This is a genomic window from Pedobacter cryoconitis (genome assembly GCF_014200595.1).
GTDB lineage: Bacteria > Bacteroidota > Bacteroidia > Sphingobacteriales > Sphingobacteriaceae > Pedobacter > Pedobacter cryoconitis_C.
In genome coordinates this window covers 248,155-265,684 of the sequence record NZ_JACHCG010000006.1, presented here as the reverse complement: position 1 = coordinate 265,684, position 17,530 = coordinate 248,155, and the positions used below count along the sequence as shown (strand labels likewise).

General features: G+C 37.0%; 10 protein-coding genes. 5 read left to right on the top strand and 5 right to left on the bottom strand.

Going from position 1 to position 17,530, the window contains the following annotated elements:
- Window positions 1-19: 19 nt before the first annotated feature.
- Window positions 20-1,525, top strand: coding sequence for a F0F1 ATP synthase subunit beta (gene atpD, locus HDE70_RS25575; protein ID WP_068406747.1), 1,506 nt, complete (start codon window positions 20-22; stop codon window positions 1,523-1,525).
- A gap of 22 nt (window positions 1,526-1,547) precedes the next feature.
- Window positions 1,548-1,790: an ATP synthase F1 subunit epsilon gene (atpC, locus tag HDE70_RS25570; RefSeq protein ID WP_111634551.1), complete on the top strand. Its 243-nt coding sequence runs from the start codon at window positions 1,548-1,550 to the stop codon at window positions 1,788-1,790.
- A gap of 60 nt (window positions 1,791-1,850) precedes the next feature.
- Here atpC and HDE70_RS25565 read toward each other — a convergent pair whose 3' ends face one another.
- From HDE70_RS25565 to HDE70_RS25545, 5 genes are all read right to left on the bottom strand, one after another.
- Complete coding sequence (locus tag HDE70_RS25565; protein ID WP_183892227.1) at window positions 1,851-4,232, bottom strand: ABC transporter permease; 2,382 nt, start codon at window positions 4,230-4,232, stop codon at window positions 1,851-1,853.
- Window positions 4,233-4,546: 314 nt separating this feature from the next.
- On the bottom strand, window positions 4,547-4,744 hold the full coding sequence (locus HDE70_RS25560; protein WP_183892226.1) for a hypothetical protein: 198 nt from the start codon (window positions 4,742-4,744) through the stop codon (window positions 4,547-4,549).
- 349 nt (window positions 4,745-5,093) lie between these two features.
- Window positions 5,094-5,345 carry a hypothetical protein gene (locus tag HDE70_RS25555; RefSeq protein WP_183892225.1) on the bottom strand — a complete coding sequence of 84 codons (252 nt, stop codon included), beginning with the start codon at window positions 5,343-5,345 and terminating at the stop codon, window positions 5,094-5,096.
- An 82-nt stretch (window positions 5,346-5,427) separates the two neighbouring features.
- On the bottom strand, window positions 5,428-9,057 hold the full coding sequence (locus tag HDE70_RS25550) for a DUF6443 domain-containing protein (RefSeq protein ID WP_183892224.1): 3,630 nt from the start codon (window positions 9,055-9,057) through the stop codon (window positions 5,428-5,430).
- 75 nt (window positions 9,058-9,132) lie between these two features.
- The gene (locus HDE70_RS25545; RefSeq protein ID WP_183892223.1) at window positions 9,133-12,315 is read right to left on the bottom strand and encodes a DUF5977 domain-containing protein; all 3,183 of its coding nucleotides are present in this window, start codon (window positions 12,313-12,315) and stop codon (window positions 9,133-9,135) included.
- Window positions 12,316-13,143: 828 nt separating this feature from the next.
- Here HDE70_RS25545 and HDE70_RS25540 point away from each other — a divergent pair.
- Genes HDE70_RS25540 through ilvB form a run of 3 tightly spaced genes read left to right on the top strand, consistent with a single transcriptional unit; the run spans window position 13,144 to window position 17,524 of the window.
- Window positions 13,144-14,034 carry a branched-chain amino acid transaminase gene (locus tag HDE70_RS25540; RefSeq protein ID WP_183892222.1) on the top strand — a complete coding sequence of 297 codons (891 nt, stop codon included), beginning with the start codon at window positions 13,144-13,146 and terminating at the stop codon, window positions 14,032-14,034.
- 17 nt (window positions 14,035-14,051) lie between these two features.
- A complete protein-coding gene (gene ilvD / locus HDE70_RS25535) occupies window positions 14,052-15,752 on the top strand; it encodes a dihydroxy-acid dehydratase (RefSeq protein WP_183892221.1) in 1,701 nt (566 codons plus the stop codon).
- Between the two features lie 32 nt (window positions 15,753-15,784).
- Entirely contained in the window at window positions 15,785-17,524 is a 1,740-nt protein-coding gene (gene ilvB, locus HDE70_RS25530) for a biosynthetic-type acetolactate synthase large subunit (RefSeq protein ID WP_183892220.1), read from the top strand.
- Window positions 17,525-17,530 lie beyond the last annotated feature (6 nt).

Sequence of the window (17,530 nt, the reverse complement as noted above, 5' to 3'; positions counted from 1 at the left end):
ATTTTACCAAAAACAATATATGCCTAACATTGGAAAAATAGCGCAGATTATAGGACCGGTAGTAGACGTGAGTTTTGCTGACGATGCTCATTTACCTCAAATCTTCTCTGCATTAGAGATTGAAAAAGAAAACGGACAGAAGATCGTTTTAGAAGTTCAACAACATCTTGGTGAAGACCGTGTCCGTGCAATTGCAATGGACTCGACTGATGGTTTAGTACGTGGAATGGCCGCAGTTGATACTGGCTCTCCTATCAAAATGCCTATTGGTGATCAAATCAAGGGTCGTTTATTCAATGTTGTAGGTGAAGCTATTGATGGAATTAACGCAGTTGATAAAACTGGCGGTAAATCTATTCACAACGCCCCTCCACGTTTCGATGAACTGTCAACAGAATCAGAAGTACTTTATACAGGTATCAAAGTAATCGATTTATTAGAGCCTTATGTTAAAGGTGGTAAAATCGGATTATTTGGTGGTGCAGGTGTAGGTAAAACTGTATTAATCATGGAATTGGTAAACAACATTGCGAAAGCATATGCTGGTTTATCAGTATTCGCAGGTGTTGGTGAGCGTACACGTGAAGGAAATGACCTTTTACGTGAGTTCATTGAGTCTGGTGTAATCAACTATGGTGATGAATTCCTTCATTCAATGGAAAAAGGTGGATGGGACTTAAGCAAAGTTGATACAGAGAAATTAAAAGAATCTAAAGCAACATTGGTTTTCGGTCAAATGAACGAGCCTCCTGGAGCACGTGCCCGTGTAGCTCTATCAGGATTAACTGTAGCTGAATATTTCCGTGATGGTGATGGAGAAGGCGCTGGAAAAGATATCCTTTTCTTCGTTGATAACATCTTCCGTTTCACTCAGGCAGGTTCTGAAGTATCGGCACTTTTAGGCCGTATGCCTTCTGCGGTAGGTTACCAACCAACTCTGGCAACAGAGATGGGATTAATGCAAGAACGTATTACTTCAACTAAACGTGGATCAATTACTTCCGTACAAGCAGTTTATGTACCTGCGGATGATTTAACTGACCCGGCTCCGGCTACAACGTTTGCCCACTTAGATGCAACAACAGTATTATCACGTAAAATTTCTGAGCTAGGTATTTACCCTGCTGTAGATCCACTGGATTCTACATCACGTATCCTTTCTCCAGCTATTTTAGGAGATGAGCACTATAACACTGCACAACGTGTGAAAGAAATTTTACAACGTTACAAAGAGTTACAGGATATCATCGCGATTTTAGGTATGGATGAATTATCTGAAGAAGATAAATTAATCGTTCACCGTGCACGTCGTGTTCAACGTTTCTTGTCACAACCTTTCCACGTAGCTGAGCAATTTACAGGCTTAAAAGGTGTATTGGTTGACATTAAAGAAACCATCAAAGCATTTAACATGATTATGGATGGTGAAGTTGATGAATACCCTGAAGCTGCATTTAACTTAGTAGGTGGCATCGATGATGCAATTGAAAAAGGAAAGAAACTATTAGCTGAAGCAAACGCTTAATTAAAGCGTATACACTCAACATATGACATTAGAAATATTAACACCAGATAAAAAAGTCTTCGAAGGCGAAGTTACAGCAGTTACTGTACCAGGAACGATGGGATCTTTTCAAATTTTGAGAGACCATGCTCCTATTATTTCAACTTTAGAAGATGGACCAGTAATTATTAAAAGCAAAACTGATGAACAAATCTTTATTATTAAAGGTGGCGTTGTAGAGGTTTTAAAGAACAAGATTATTGTTTTAGCTGAGGGTGTAGCTTAATATTTAATCATAAATTATCAAAAGAGAGTGCTCCAAAAGGGCACTCTCTTTTTTTATGCCCTATTCATACTTTAACGCATCCACAGGGTTTGCTTTCGCCACCTTAAAAGTCTGCAGGCTCACAGACAGTATTGCAATCAATACAGATAATATCAATGCCGTTAAAAAAGGCCAGTAACTAATTTCTATCTTATAATCATACTTTTGCAGCCATTTGACTGCTAAAATATAAGCCACAGGAATCGAAATCAAATTGGAGATAATCACCAGTTTAATAAAATCCTTATTCAAAAGAATCAGTATATTTTTCATATCTGCTCCCAGCACTTTACGGATACTGATTTCTTTACTTCGCTGCTCCGCCATATATAACGCTAAGCCAAGTAAGCCAAGGCAGGAGATGAAAATAGCGAAACCACCAAACACATTGGACAGCATGCTTAAAACCTTTTCATCATGGAGCTTTTCTGCCATTTGCTGATTAACAAAAGTCATTTCAAAAGGATAATCGGGGTTAAGTTTCTGACTCAATGCCTTTATCTTTTCTATAGCTTGGGTTATATTGACCGCAGGATTAAGACGCAGTACAAGCATATCAGCATTATCTTTTTCCGTATAAAAATATAATACAGATTCCACCTTTGTCCCTAAAGAGGAATAGATGTAATCCTTCATCACACCAATAACTGTAAAAGTCTGCCCCCAGTCCCCATTCCTGATTTGAGCACCGATTGGATTTTTAAGATTCATAGTTTTCACCGCAGTCTCATTCAGTACAACAGCTAAAGAATCACTAGCAAAAGCACGGTTAAAATCACGCCCCAAAAGTATTTTAGAACCAATAGTTTGCGTAAAATCATAACCAGAAAAATGGAGCTGCATTTTTATCTGTTCGTTTTTCTGTTGGCCAGGCCATCCTATTTTCTCTGTACTCACAGAATTGTTTGTCACTCCGTTGGCTGTTTCTGTCGCCGCGACTATTGCACCAGATTTAATCAATTCACCTTTAAAAAGATCCAACTTATGGTGATCTCTTAAAGTTCCTGATCTCCATAACTGAACCAGGTTATCTTTATTAAAACCCAGAGGCTTGGTGTTCATATACTGCATCTGATTATGTACGACTATTGCGCACACAATCATACATATAGAAAACCCAAACTGAAGAACCACCAATACTTTACGCATAGGTAAAGAAGTTTTGCCCGCTCCACTGAACCCTTTCAATACTTTAACAGGAATAAATGAAGACAAATAAAATGAAGGATAGCTTCCTGCAAGCAAACCTGTATTGATAATCAGCAGAATCAGTGCCACCCAGATACCATAAGAATGATAATCGACAGCGATATGGATACCTAGAAGATCATTAAACCAGGGTAATGAAATTTCCAGCAGAATAAATGCGAGCACCATTGCAAAAAAAGATAACAATAGAGATTCTATTAAGAACTGCCATGCTATCGCGTTTCTGGATGATCCCAGCGTTTTACGAACCCCCACCTCTCTGGCTCTTTTTTCAGAACGCGCAGTAGAAAGATTCATATAATTTATACAGCCAATAAACAATACGCAGCCGGCCAGCGCCAAATATAACCTCACCTGATCAATACCACCGCCAACCAACTTACCATTTTCAAAAGAGTTATATAAATGATTTTTCTCAAACGGGAAAAGAAAAAACTCAATGTATTTATCTCCATTTTGTTTCTGCATAAATATTTTTCTCATTTGTGCATCCGCAGCCGCAAATGAACTTTTGTCTTTCAGTTGGATAAGCGTATTTAAAGCACCGTCACTCCAATCCATACGTGTAAAGTAGGGCCGTTCCTTTTCCAATAAAGACCAGGACATCAACATATCAAACTGATGACTTTGATTCGCTGATAATTTCTTAATGACCGCAGTAACGATTAGCGGAACACGGTTATCAAATTTTATGGTTTTACCTACAGGCTCTTCATCTCCGAAAAACACCCTGGCCGTTTCTTCTGTAATCAATATGGAAGAAGGTGCCGTTAAAGCAGTTGCAGGATTTCCTTTGATAAACTCATAGTCGAATAGTTGAAGGAAAGAAGGATCAGTATAGATAATTTTTTTATTGAAGCTATTCTCCTTATACCTGAAAAGCCCGCCGCTCTCAGCTAAACGACATGTATATTCAATTCCTGGTATGGTTTGCATAGCAGTAGCCGCAAGCTGACTGGGCGTACAATAGGCACGATTGGTTGTCACCTTATCACTCATCCTGTCATTTTCATACACAGAATATATGCGGTCAATATTCTGAAACTGCTTATCGAAGCTCCATTCGTAGTTCACATATAATAATAACAGCAAACAACTGGCGAGCCCGATGGCCAGCCCGCCAATATTGATCAGCGAAAAGACTTTATTCTTCCAAAGATTCCGCCAGGCGATTTTAAGTGTAAGTTTATACATGTTGGCTTGCTATGGTAAGATACCAGTTAAAACCAGAAGACACTAACTTTATGCCAGCCTCAAAACACGGATAAAACAAACTGTAAGCGGCAAACCATGGTTACGAAATGAAATTTCTGTACGTAAATGAACAACCATTGTTCATTTACGTACAGAAATCATTAACACTTAAATTTACACTTTTTTTCATTGATTAGTCAGGCATTAACTAAGACCAGCATCAAACCAAGAAAAAGTATTTATATTTCCGGTTCCCATATGAGATTATTTATCAAGTAAATTTTATTGGTATCATATAATGATCTAGCATTTATTTAATGTATCATTTTTTTGATTTCATTAAATAGGATCATTACTCCAACTAATGCTATCAATGCGGCTCCAAGAAAAGCTTTAAGCGTTGCTGCAAAAAGCATGTCATCAGGCTTATATTTATAAAACTTACTTCTTGTCATAAAAAAAATTCCCAATATCAAGAAAAGAGATCCTATTAAAAAAAAATTAATGTTCATAATCCTGTGTTTATTTGTCTTTCAATACTTCCTCAGATAATTTTTCCGCCACTTATAATCTTCTAACATACCTTCTCCCAGATTCTTTTAAAGGTTGAACAGGCCCATATAGCAAAAGCATAATTAAAATGTATATACTCACATATGATATTAGAAATATTAACACCAGAAAAAAAGTCTTCAAAAGCGAATTGACAGTAGTTACTACACCAGATACTATGCGACCTTTTCAGATTTTGTGAGACTATGCTCCTATTATTTCAACTTTAGAAGATGGACCAGTAATTATTAAAAGTAAAACTGATGAACAAATCTTACTATGATCATTCACTCTCTAAAAAAAACAAAATTATTTGTTCACCAAAAAATTCTTAGGCAGCTTTTCTATATTAATTTGCTCATCAAATGTTCCAGAGCTTGGTATTCCAAAGATATATTGTTTTAAAGACCATTCTTTTCCTGCTTGAATTAGCTTGATTCGAAGATAATTTTCTACATCACCACCAATTTCATCTTTAATATCTTTGTAATCATCATCAAAAATATTAAAATAAAAAAAAGGTTTTCCATCTTTATAGATGAGCCATTCTCCATATACCATATCACTTAACCTATAAAGATATTTTATTCCTTTTAGCGTATAAACACGTGTTACCCTCAGCCTTATATTGACCAGGTTATTATCAGCGAACGATTGTACCATTTGTCAAATTTCCAAAATTTTTAAATTGAACTGCATTTATTCCATTCCCACGTAATGAATTGTACATTACACCATCATAACCAAGTGTTTTAGCTGCACCTGATATTAAGCCAGGAGTATATTGAACACCAAAACTCATAACTGGGCTTGTAGCATTAAGATATGATCCACCCTCTAAACTAAAGTTTATTGTATTTGCAACAGTTGACCCATGATACGATAATTCTGCAGCCGATGTAGAAATATCATTAGACATATAGAAGCCTTTTCCAAATCTAGAAGCAGAATTAAAATAAGCTGGATTTATTCCTTCATTTAAAATACTGTATGTGGCATTTACATTAGTTGTTGAATGATATAAATTAGAAATATTTGATAAATTTTTTCCAATGGCAGCATTTAAACCTTTACTAGCACCTTCTGTTAAAAGCCCTATTGTTAAATTCCCCAATCCAGTTCCAGTCATAAGGCCTAAAGGTCTTCCATCTCCACCAAACGCAGAACCGACACTACTGCTTAAATTCATTAAAGTATTAGCCGAACTATAACTTCCAAATGTAGAAGCATCTAATATTGACGTTTTCCAAGCTTCCTTTGAAGTTAATATTGATGTTGCCGTATTTATTGGGTGTGCAACAGCATTACCAATATTACTAAAGTAATCAAAATAACCTTGCTTTACTGCCCCAAAGAAACCCCCACAACAATTTTGAGTTTGCATTCCATCTGGATCAATATTCATAATAGGATTATTATCTCCATAAACATATGGACTCCACCTTCTTGCTTTTTCTGCTAATGGGTCGATCACGCTCCATCGTCCTATCACAGGATCATAGAATCGTGCCCCATAATCATATTGCCCAAGCTCGTCCTGCAATTCCTTCCCATTATATAAATACTTATTGTTTAAAGATACAACTGCTCCTGATGATTTACGCAATCCAAAAGGGTAATAATCATCACTTTGTAAACGATCAATTAACTTGCTTTCAGGATGCTGCTGGAAACTATAACGGACATTACCCAAATTATCAGTCAAATTATACTGATAATTATATGTGCCTCCATTATTTTGAGCCAATCCTTCTTCAGTATGAATTATATCAATAGTAGTCCCATTATATTCTATACCCTGAATATAGTTCCTTATTGAAGTAATATTATTATTTACAGACATTTTGCTTAACTTATTACCCGCAGCATCATATTGATAACTCACACTTACTCCTGTTTTACTGGCTAAAATTGGCAGGTTAAGTGAATTATAACTTAAAGACATACCATTCATGCCATCCGAAGTTAAATTACCATTTGCATCATAAGCATAAATAACAGCAGGATGGATACCATCAGAAATACTTGTTAATTGATTTCCACTATAGTTATAGGTTCCAGTTTGATTATCACGTCTTAGAGTTGCTATATTACCCATCAGATCATAAGTCAAATTTTCTGACATAACAACTCCAGTGCTGATCCCCCTCAATAAACGATTTATTTTATCATAGGTATAACTAAAAGAATTAGTATTTGGAATTGCCCCTGCAGTCCATAGTTGATTGGATATATTACCATTATATTGAGGTAGATCACCGTCATTATAATTCAGCCGAATACTAAATTCATTAGAAAGACTACTCTTTAACCAACCTCTTTCATTATAATTAAAATCAGTTTTTTGGAGAAAATTACTACCCCCATCAGTGCTATGCAAACTTTTCTTTATCTTTTGCCCAAGTTCATTATAATCAAACTTGCTCATTACAATCTCATTTGCACCATTAATACTCTCCATTACTGCGAGTTTGTTTCCAGTATGATCATATTCATAGCGGCTGACAATTGTCGTAACACTGCTATTTGCAATAGTATGTTTACGTTCACTGGTAATTAATTCTCCAACAAAGTTGTAAATGTTATTAACTATATCTTCCCCTTTCAAATGATTTTTACTTTTGACTTGAGTAACGCGCCCTTCATTATCATAATACTTAGCAGTAAGCAACATATTTTGGGCAGAAAATTCTGCGCCATTTGTTTTTAGGATATTTGTTTTTACGCCGGTTAACAATGACTTAACACGCAAACCGTCAACCTGCCCCGATACAGGTTTCCCAAAAGTATTACCAGCAAAATCGTAATCGCCATAATAGTTTATATTATAATAACTTACAATATTATCAACAGGCAAACTTGAATTACTATATCCTGTCCACAATCCATTACTATTTGAATTATCTCTCTTTTCCCATAACGGAAGGTTGTTAACAGATTGATTGTCTACTGTATTTTGTAATTCTACCCGACCTTTTAAAACATTGTTAGCATATAATCCAGTAATGATAACCCTTCCAAAAGCATCATATTTAGTAAATAGCCATTGATTCTGTTTAGACAAATTAGCATCCTGCGTAAAAACTATCTGATCAAGTTTATTATAAACCATAAACTCCCAACCTTTTCCTGGTATCTTTTTTTCGATAAGTCTATTTCTTCCATCATAACGATACTGATAACAAAAATCATCTAACGTTCCCTGGCCCACGCTTCCCGCATCTGGATTACTTCCCGGAGGTAAAACAAAACTTAGATTTCCAAAATCATCATATACATAATATGTAGAAAGTACTTCTAAAGTATTATCAGGTTTTCTATTGAACAATCTTTTTAAAACAAGATGATCTAATTTGTCTTTATACTCCTCAACTGTACTAGCTTTACCATCTGTTGATATCCAGTTTTCGTCTTTAGTAATAGTCAAGCTTAGTACATTGCCACTATAAAGCTTATCTGATGACAAAGTCCTTTTATATTCTTCGCCAGCAGTTGTGACTATATTAGCGTTGTAAAGACGAACAGCATAACCATTCGCCAAAACTTCGTTGTTATCGTTAAATCCGTAACTTATTTTCTGTGTGTGTCCAGAACTTAAGCTCCACGCACTTCCAGCAGCTCCTTGTTCATTTATCCTATTTAAAGGAGAAGCCTCAAATATGACGTCCGCATACGGAACATTTATCCGTACTACCCCATTAGCCTGCTGCGTTCCGTCAACACCTTTCGGAAAAGGGTTATAAAAATCCTGTAAGCCACCCGCAGAAGATATGGGATCTGCACGATAGCTACCATTATCTCCAGATTTTGTATAGGGTAAATATTTAGTTGTTTCCCGCCCAAGTTCATCATATGCAAAGATTTGAATTACGTCTTTACCAGACGGACTGCCCTGCACTTTTACTGTTTGCAGTGGTCTGGTAAGTCCATCAAAATATTGAATTGTTTCATTGACATCACAAAGTGTCAATCCTGTCTGTTCAGGAGTCAATCCTGGATTTTTAAAAATCCTTGTACTAATAAAATTCTGTGTCTTAGTCGCAGTGCTGCTATAAGGTACACAGTTCTGAAAACTAGCTCTTGTAAAAATGCGAACAGAGCTGCCAGAAGGAACATGAAATCCACTGATCAGCCTTACACTTCCATTAGCTCTTATTTCTGCCTCCCCATTGTATTTACTCAGAGTTTTATTACTCTCTTGTGCCTGGCTTAACCCCGTGCCTAAAAAAAATAATGTTAAGAAGAATAAAACACTATTAAAATACTTTTTCATAAGTCTCATTTTATAAAAATAATTGTGTGATCTATTGTTGATTCAATGTGAAATTTAACGCTAACCCAATTATTCTCATTCTATAATACATGCTTGCGTATGCCCTGATTCCATCTGAGTAGCTGTTGTACTACCGTCTGAAAACACATAATGATAATAACAGACATAAGTATTATTGTTTTTTGGAATGGATGAAGTATAAACTCTATTGCCACTCTCACAAACTCCATTAATTATTTTTTTATCTTCCCCTTCACAAAGCGGAGGCACGATACAACGTCCAACTCTATTCGCTTCATTCTGTCCATTAGCGTCTATATCAGCTTGCACCAGAGCTTCCATAGCTTCCTTAGTGGATGCACTGAATTTTCCTGCCGGCACCACATATATCTCTTCACTTCCTGTACTACCAGCTTCACAATTATTACGTCTGAAAGTCACACTCCTTGTCCCATTAGAAAATATGGGGTTATCATTACTCACATAATTGTATTGTATATTTTTAACTAAGTTTTGATTTTGGTCTTTTATATTTTTCAGACGCTGAAAACTATCATACTCATAATAAGTCGTTTGTCCTTTTACATCAGTTTGACTTGTTAAACCAACCAAAGGCTTATAAGAATAAGTAGTCAGCTCAGCTTCTGGTAATCCTGATTTTAATCCCGCCAGGAAAGTATCTATTGTACTTTTATCAGGATTAAAAAGATTACTAAAAGTCTCTATACTAGCAGCCCCCAGAACACTCTGAACTTGTGAATAGGTCGCATTTTTTATCTCTGCAACGGGATATTGGCTGTCGTAACTCCATAGATAAGCCGTTTTGATACCACTTTCATAAGATACAGTCAATATATTACCCTTTTTATCATAAGAGCTATAGGTCAGCCTTTGCTCAGGGGCACCAGACAACCGCTGACTTCTTATTCCTTGTGGTAATATTAAATTTGTATTGCCAGAAAGATTATCAGTGTAGTCATTATAGATTTTATCTAACAGTAGTGAATTTTTATACTTCTCCACTCCTATTATATAGCCAATCATATTCCGTCGCTGCATCTCAGCATAAGGAATACTATTACCCGATAAGACCATATCTTTGGGATATGAAAATTTAGTTGAAAAAATTTCTCCTTTACTATCGGTTAGTTTCTCTTCAATTTTTTGATTGTTAACCTGGTCAAATGAATAGTTCGTAACTTTTGTGATGAATGCGCTATTATTATTGACATCAAAAATTTTTTCAGTTGTTTTATCCTTGGTTATCCACTGACTGGCGATATAATAATCATATGTACTAACAGTATTCTTGAAAAAACCCGCCGCAAAAACAAATCCTTTTGTATAACCTGATCTTTGAATGGTGTATTCATTGGTCACCTCCTTGATAACAGATTCTCCGGAAGTTTTTGTCAGATAATCAGTTTGTTTCTTCAGAAGACCATTCAGCCCATTATTTGTTGCCGGAACCAGTGGAAAATAATCAGTAGTCGCAGTAGAATAATTATGATACTCCAGAGTTGTTCTATTTTTATGAGTACCACCAAGATTTGTTATTGAAACCCGATCGTAACCGATAATATTACCCTGCGCATCACCACTAATTGGAATAGCAGAATTTGAGTAAGCAACAGTCATCTGAACTCTCATTCCGTAGGACGAACTATTCTGACATGGTCCTGGAGGAAAAATAGGACCGTTAATAATGGTTGTATATCCCCTGATATATAAGATATTTGACATAATTTTTCCGCTTGATCTCCCATTGTCTAAAGAATATTCAAAACTCTTATCATTATAGATAAGACCGGGTATATACGTATTCCCATTTGTGATTCTGCTAATCCGGACTCCAGATCCAAGCATCCCTTTATTATTTGGCGTAGTCCAGTCTAAACTTGTTCCTAAATTGGAGAAATCATTAATCTCATATGTAAACGAAGTTTTAACTTGTGTAGGAAAAATAATACTTTCCAATAATCCAGCTTGTACGTAGGTCGCATTAGGACTTCTGAACTGATATAATGTTTCATTATTTTTAGGCCCGTTATAATATCCCCAATGATCCATATCAAAAGAATTCTTATTGGGTAGTGTTATACTATTATAGTTAAATGTATAATCCTGAGAGACATTTGAAGAAACACCAGATTCTGAAACTTTATCTAACCTTAGCCTTTTAGACAAATAGTTTTCGGCTGAAGATGACGAGAAATAACTTTGAGAGAAATTAAACTCCTTTATCAGCTCAAAACCAGTCTGGTTTTTACTATATACTTTTAAACTTGAAATTCTAGGAGCTTTCCCGCCGTCAGCAAGTAAATCAACCCTATCTGAAATAGTACCGATATCAACTTTACCGCCAGGAAAAGATATACCCGTTAAAATTTGTGTTTTAACTACTGCCTTATAAGTTATTCTGGACATCGTAACAGAAGGTGGAAGCTGATAACAACCAGGAACAACACCTCCGTGTCCTTGCAGGTAACCATCACTAATTAAAGGTATTTGTGTAATTGATAAACCTTGTGTATAATTAAATGTAATCTCTTCTCCGTTTGTATATGTAATTTTATCTAGAAACCAAGAAGAAGCATATAAATTATTACTCACCGGATCAATGCTAACTCCTGCACCAACTGCTCCGTCAGTCTGCATTTCTGTTGTATTAAACTCATACTTATTTCCAAATTTATCTGTAATTAACCAGGATTTTTCATTAACCAATTCTATCTTCAGGTTACTGTCATCATAAGTAGATAAAACGCGGATTACATAGGATTTTCCAGGATCGGAAGAATGATCAATAATAAACTTACCGGTAAAACCACCAAAATTAAAATAAAACATGTCTGGCTGTTTATCATTACCATCCAAATCAGTACTGATATCTCTTCTAAAATACCCTTTACCGGATAAATCATCATATGCCGTTTTTGATCTGGTAATAACACCACCCGCATTCAGTGACCAGCCTAAACCAACCCAGGATGATTCATCACTAACTTTGAAACCTCCTGCATGGTAGGATAACCCAATTGGTAATGTATTCGTACCCACTTTTATTTCATAAAATGGTATTTTTATATCTGGTACTCCTGTATAAGTAGAAACGGAGATATCCCCATATTTACCTAACGATGCTGCGTTTGGGGACGGGCCAATAGGGGAATTATATTTTATTGCACCAGAAGTTTGTGCAATAGCCTGACCAACAAAGAAAAGCCCTATTAAGAGCAGACATAAATATTTTCTCATTATGTTTAATAAATATTAAGATTTGAATTTTTTATTGGAATGCTATAATACCTTATGTTATCAGGTCATTAAAACATATTTAAACGGCGGTTTCCCGAATATTGTTCCGCAATGCTTACGCATTGCATAGTAGATGGTTGATCAGGAAGAGTCTCCAGATCGTAAACCATAGCATAACTTCGATTGAGAGCGAATTCCTTCATTTATTAATTACCAAGTATATTTAATTACAAACCAAGATATGTTTTTATTCTTGATTAATTATTTTTTTTTTAATTAAACACCTATTCATAAACAAATTTCTTTTTCCAGAGATTTTCTGCCAACAAGAAACATCGTTTCAGATTTAATTTTTTCTCCTCAATTCTTATCCATTTTTTTTAAAATTTTTCAATCACCTACCCATTTTAAGCAGAATTTCTCCAAAATTATAATGCAAGCATAAAACCTATACCGAATACCGATATCATATTTGGTATAGTAGACACCAGTTTTAGAAAGGTTAATCCTATTTTAAGCCAAATATTATATTGAATTAAAATCTATTTTATACATTATATTTTTTTTCATTTATTTTCATTCTTCTATTGACAGTATGTAAAGCAAAAACTAAATTGTAATTATATAAAGCAAACATAAAATACAAGAAAATGCAAGGTTTATTCAAAGCGCAAATTAATGTCATTATTAACCTGATTATTCTGCTGATTCTTCAGGAGAGTAAGGCGCTGTAAATGAATATTTAACCTAAAAAAATATCCGAAAGCGCCTCCCAACAGAGGCGCTTTTTTAGTAAGAGTAAAACCAAACGACCGAAACCAAGAAAAAATGCAATACTACGATTCAGCCACAGTACTTTACCTAAACGGGAAGTTCATCAAAGCCCCGGAAGCCAAGACAAGCTTGTATAGTCAATCTTTACATTATGGCTATGCAGTATTTGAAGGGATCCGTGCGTACAATACACACAATGGAACCAGAATATTTAAAGCTAAAGAGCATTATGAACGTTTGAAGCGTTCTGCGGAACTGATGCATATTCCATTTCCGTTTGACATTAACGACCTGATTAAACAGACTTACAAACTACTGGAAAAGAATAAATTAAAAGACGCTTATATCCGTCCTTTAGTGTATTGCGCACCTAACATGACCTTATCACCGGCAACAGAAGTTTCTATCATGATCTGTGCCTGGGAATGGGGAGCATACCTTGGAACACAATTGCAAAAGGTTTGTATTTCCAGCTACCAAAGACCAAATCCTAAATCTACACACGTAGAAGCTAAAGCCAGCGGACACTATATAAATTCAATATTGGCCACTACCGAAGCAAAAAGCAAAGGCTTTGATGAGGCTATTTTACTGGATATGAATAACAATATTGCTGAGGCACCAGGAGCTAATATTTTCATCGAGAAAAACGGCAAACTATATACTCCGCCACTGGGAAATATCCTTGCAGGAATTACCAGGGCAACTGTGATCAGGCTATGTAAAACACTTGATATAGAATGTATTGAAAAACACTTATCAGTGGATGACCTGAAAAATGCAGACAGTGCTTTCTTCTGTGGAACAGCAGCAGAAGTTATCGGTATTGCCTCTGTAGATGAAGCAGTTTTCCCTGCAATATGGACAGAAACCTTAGGTGCAACCATACAGCGCACTTATAAAGCATTAGTATTAGAGAAACAAAACTACGAAGTAATCATATAAACCTATAAAAAGATAAGATGTCACAAGAATCACCAGAATTGAACCGCTACAGCAAAGTTTTCACACAAGATCCTACCCAACCAGGCGCACAAGCAATGTTGTATGGTATTGGTTTGACCACAGAAGATATGCAAAAAGCACAGGTGGGTATTGCCAGCATGGGATATGATGGGAACACCTGTAATATGCACTTAAACGATTTGGCTAAAATCGTTAAAGACGGCGTGTGGAAAAATGATATGGTCGGTTTAACCTTCGGTACAATTGGTGTCAGTGATGGCATGTCAAACGGTACAGATGGCATGCGTTATTCACTGGTTTCCAGAGATGTAATCGCAGACTCCATTGAAACAATTTGTGGCGGACAATACTACGACGGCCTGATTACTATTCCGGGCTGCGATAAAAATATGCCAGGTTCGATCATGGCAATGGGACGCTTGAACAGACCTTCGATTATGGTTTATGGAGGTAGTATCCACTCAGGAAAATACAAAGGAAAATCATTAAATATAGTCTCTGCTTTCGAAGCATTGGGAGAAAAATTAGCAGGTAATTTATCAGAAGAAGATTATCAGGGTATCATCCGTCATACCTGTCCAGGTGCGGGAGCTTGTGGCGGTATGTATACCGCAAATACTATGGCCTCAGCAATTGAAGCCTTAGGAATGAGTTTGCCATACAGTTCATCTTATCCGGCACTAAGTGATGAGAAGAAAGACGAATGTTTCCGCGCAGGAAAAGCAATCAGGGTCCTGTTAGAGCGCAACATTCTTCCTTCAGATATAATGACTGACAAAGCATTTCACAATGCAATTGTAACGGTAATGGTGTTAGGCGGATCGACAAATGCTGTATTGCATTTAATCGCTATGGCAAAATCTGTAGGCTTAAGCTTAAAATTAGAAGACTTCCAGCATATCAGTGACAACACACCTGTTTTAGCCGACCTAAAACCAAGTGGTCAGTATTTAATGGAAGATGTCCATGAAATAGGTGGCATACCAGCAGTATTAAAATACCTGTTAAAAGTTGGCCTGATCCACGGAGATTGCATCACTGTTACTGGTAAAACCATAGCAGAAAACGTAGCTGAAGCAGCAGATCTTGATTTCGATAAGCAGAAAATCATTTTCCCGGTAACCAGCCCGTTAAAAGCTACCGGTCACTTACAAATGCTTTATGGAAACCTGGCTGAGAAAGGTGCAGTAGCAAAAATAAGCGGTAAAGAAGGAGAAAAATTTGAAGGCCCTGCCCGCGTATTTGAAGGAGAGCAAAAACTGATCGCAGGAATTCAAAGTGGCAAAGTACAACGCGGTGACGTAGTTGTCATTACCAATGTTGGTCCAAAAGGAGCACCGGGAATGCCGGAAATGCTCAAACCAACTTCTGCAATTATTGGTGCAGGTTTAGGTAAATCAGTGGCATTAATTACAGACGGACGTTTTTCAGGAGGTACGCATGGTTTTGTAGTTGGTCATATTACACCAGAAGCCTGGGATGGGGGAAACATCGGATTGGTTAGAGATAACGATATTATCACTATAGATGCAGTCAACAATACCCTGCAATTAAACATATCTGACGAGGAACTTGCACAAAGAAGATCCGAGTGGAAACAGTTACCACCACCCGTCAAAAGCGGCGTCCTTTATAAATACCTGAAACAAGTAAGTAATGCGAGCGAAGGCTGTGTTACTGATGCTTACACTGATTAATTAACCTAAGCCCCAATTTAAACGCGAACAAAATGGACACTACACAAGAGGTAACGACCAAGCTGGCAGAACCCAAAAAGACCACGCAGGTAACAGGCTCGGTAGCCTTACTCGAAGGATTAATTGCTGAAGGAACCGAGACTATTTTCGGTTATCCCGGCGGAGCGATCATGCCTATCTATGACGCAATTTATGATTATAAAGAAAAGTTAAACCACATATTAGTAAGACATGAGCAAGGTGCTACACACGCCGCTCAGGGTTTTGCCCGTACTTCGGGTAAAGTCGGCGTTGTCTTCGCTACCAGCGGCCCCGGTGCAACCAACCTGGTTACCGGATTAGCTGATGCACAAATAGACAGTACACCTTTAGTTTGTATTACAGGGCAGGTATTTGCGCACCTTTTAGGAACTGATGCCTTTCAGGAAACTGATGTAATCAATATCACGACACCAGTTACTAAATGGAACTACCAGGTAACAGATGCCAGTGAAATTCCTGCTGCACTGGCCAAAGCATTTTACATTGCCAGAAGCGGAAGACCAGGGCCGGTATTAATTGATATCACCAAAAATGCACAGATGCAATTATTTGATTACGAAGGTTATGTTCCTTGTAATCATATCAGAAGCTATCGCCCGAAACCAATTATCAGAAATGAATATATTGAGCAGGCGGCCGCTTTAATCAATAGTGCAAAAAAGCCATTTATCCTTTTTGGACAAGGCGTATCACTAGGTAATGCAGAAGAAGAATTCAAAGCTTTTGTAGAAAAAAGTGGAATCCCTGCTGCCTGGACTATTTTAGGTGCAGGTGCAATTCCTACAGATCACCCATTGAATGTAGGCATGCTGGGCATGCACGGTAACTATGGCCCTAACGTACAAACCAATTCATGTGATGTACTGATTGCCATCGGAATGCGTTTTGATGACCGTGTAACAGGCCGTCTGGATAAATACGCAAAACAGGCAAAAGTTGTCCATTTAGATATTGACCCGGCAGAAATTGATAAAAACGTAAAAGCAGATGTACCTGTTTGGGGAGATTGTAAAGAGACGCTTCCTTTATTAACGAAGCTGATTACTGAAAAAACACATGCAGGCTGGTTAGCAGAATTCAAAGCTTATGAGAAAATTGAAAAAGAAGAACTGATCCAGCCGGAATTAAACCCGCAGAGCGGAGAGTTAACTATGGGTGAAGTTATTCATCAATTGAACATACTGACCAAAGGCGAAGCAGTCATTGTAAGTGATGTAGGCCAGCACCAGATGGTAGCTTGCAGATACGGGAAACTGAATGCAACCCGCCTTACAGTAACCAGTGGTGGATTGGGAACTATGGGTTTTGGTTTACCAGCAGCTATAGGGGCTAAATTTGGTGCGCCAAACCGTACCGTTGTTGCGGTAATTGGCGACGGAGGATTCCAGATGACATTACAGGAATTAGGCACGATTATGCAATTCGGTGTAGATGTTAAAATTCTGATCCTGAATAACCAGTTCCTGGGTATGGTCCGCCAATGGCAGCAATTATTTAATGAGAAACGTTACTCATTCGTAGACATTACCAGTCCTGATTTCGTCAAACTTGCTGAATCGTATTATATCGCCGGCAAAAAAGTTACTGAACGTGCTGATCTGGTTGGTTCATTAGAACAAATGCTACAGCATCCGGGATCATTCCTTTTAGAAGTGATGGTAAGTAAAGAACATAATGTATTCCCTATGGTTCCTCAGGGCTGTAGTGTAAGTGAAATCAGACTTAAATAATTAACG

What these genes read in the sequence shown, in the direction of transcription:
- atpD (WP_068406747.1), top strand. Translation starts at nt 20, where the DNA reads ATGCCTAACATTGGAAAAATAGCGCAGATTATAGGACCGGTAGTAGAC.
- atpC (WP_111634551.1), top strand. Translation starts at nt 1,548, where the DNA reads ATGACATTAGAAATATTAACACCAGATAAAAAAGTCTTCGAAGGCGAA.
- HDE70_RS25565 (WP_183892227.1), bottom strand. Translation starts at nt 4,232, where the DNA reads ATGTATAAACTTACACTTAAAATCGCCTGGCGGAATCTTTGGAAGAAT.
- HDE70_RS25560 (WP_183892226.1), bottom strand. Translation starts at nt 4,744, where the DNA reads ATGAACATTAATTTTTTTTTAATAGGATCTCTTTTCTTGATATTGGGA.
- HDE70_RS25555 (WP_183892225.1), bottom strand. Translation starts at nt 5,345, where the DNA reads ATGGTATATGGAGAATGGCTCATCTATAAAGATGGAAAACCTTTTTTT.
- HDE70_RS25550 (WP_183892224.1), bottom strand. Translation starts at nt 9,057, where the DNA reads ATGAAAAAGTATTTTAATAGTGTTTTATTCTTCTTAACATTATTTTTT.
- HDE70_RS25545 (WP_183892223.1), bottom strand. Translation starts at nt 12,315, where the DNA reads ATGAGAAAATATTTATGTCTGCTCTTAATAGGGCTTTTCTTTGTTGGT.
- HDE70_RS25540 (WP_183892222.1), top strand. Translation starts at nt 13,144, where the DNA reads ATGCAATACTACGATTCAGCCACAGTACTTTACCTAAACGGGAAGTTC.
- ilvD (WP_183892221.1), top strand. Translation starts at nt 14,052, where the DNA reads ATGTCACAAGAATCACCAGAATTGAACCGCTACAGCAAAGTTTTCACA.
- ilvB (WP_183892220.1), top strand. Translation starts at nt 15,785, where the DNA reads ATGGACACTACACAAGAGGTAACGACCAAGCTGGCAGAACCCAAAAAG.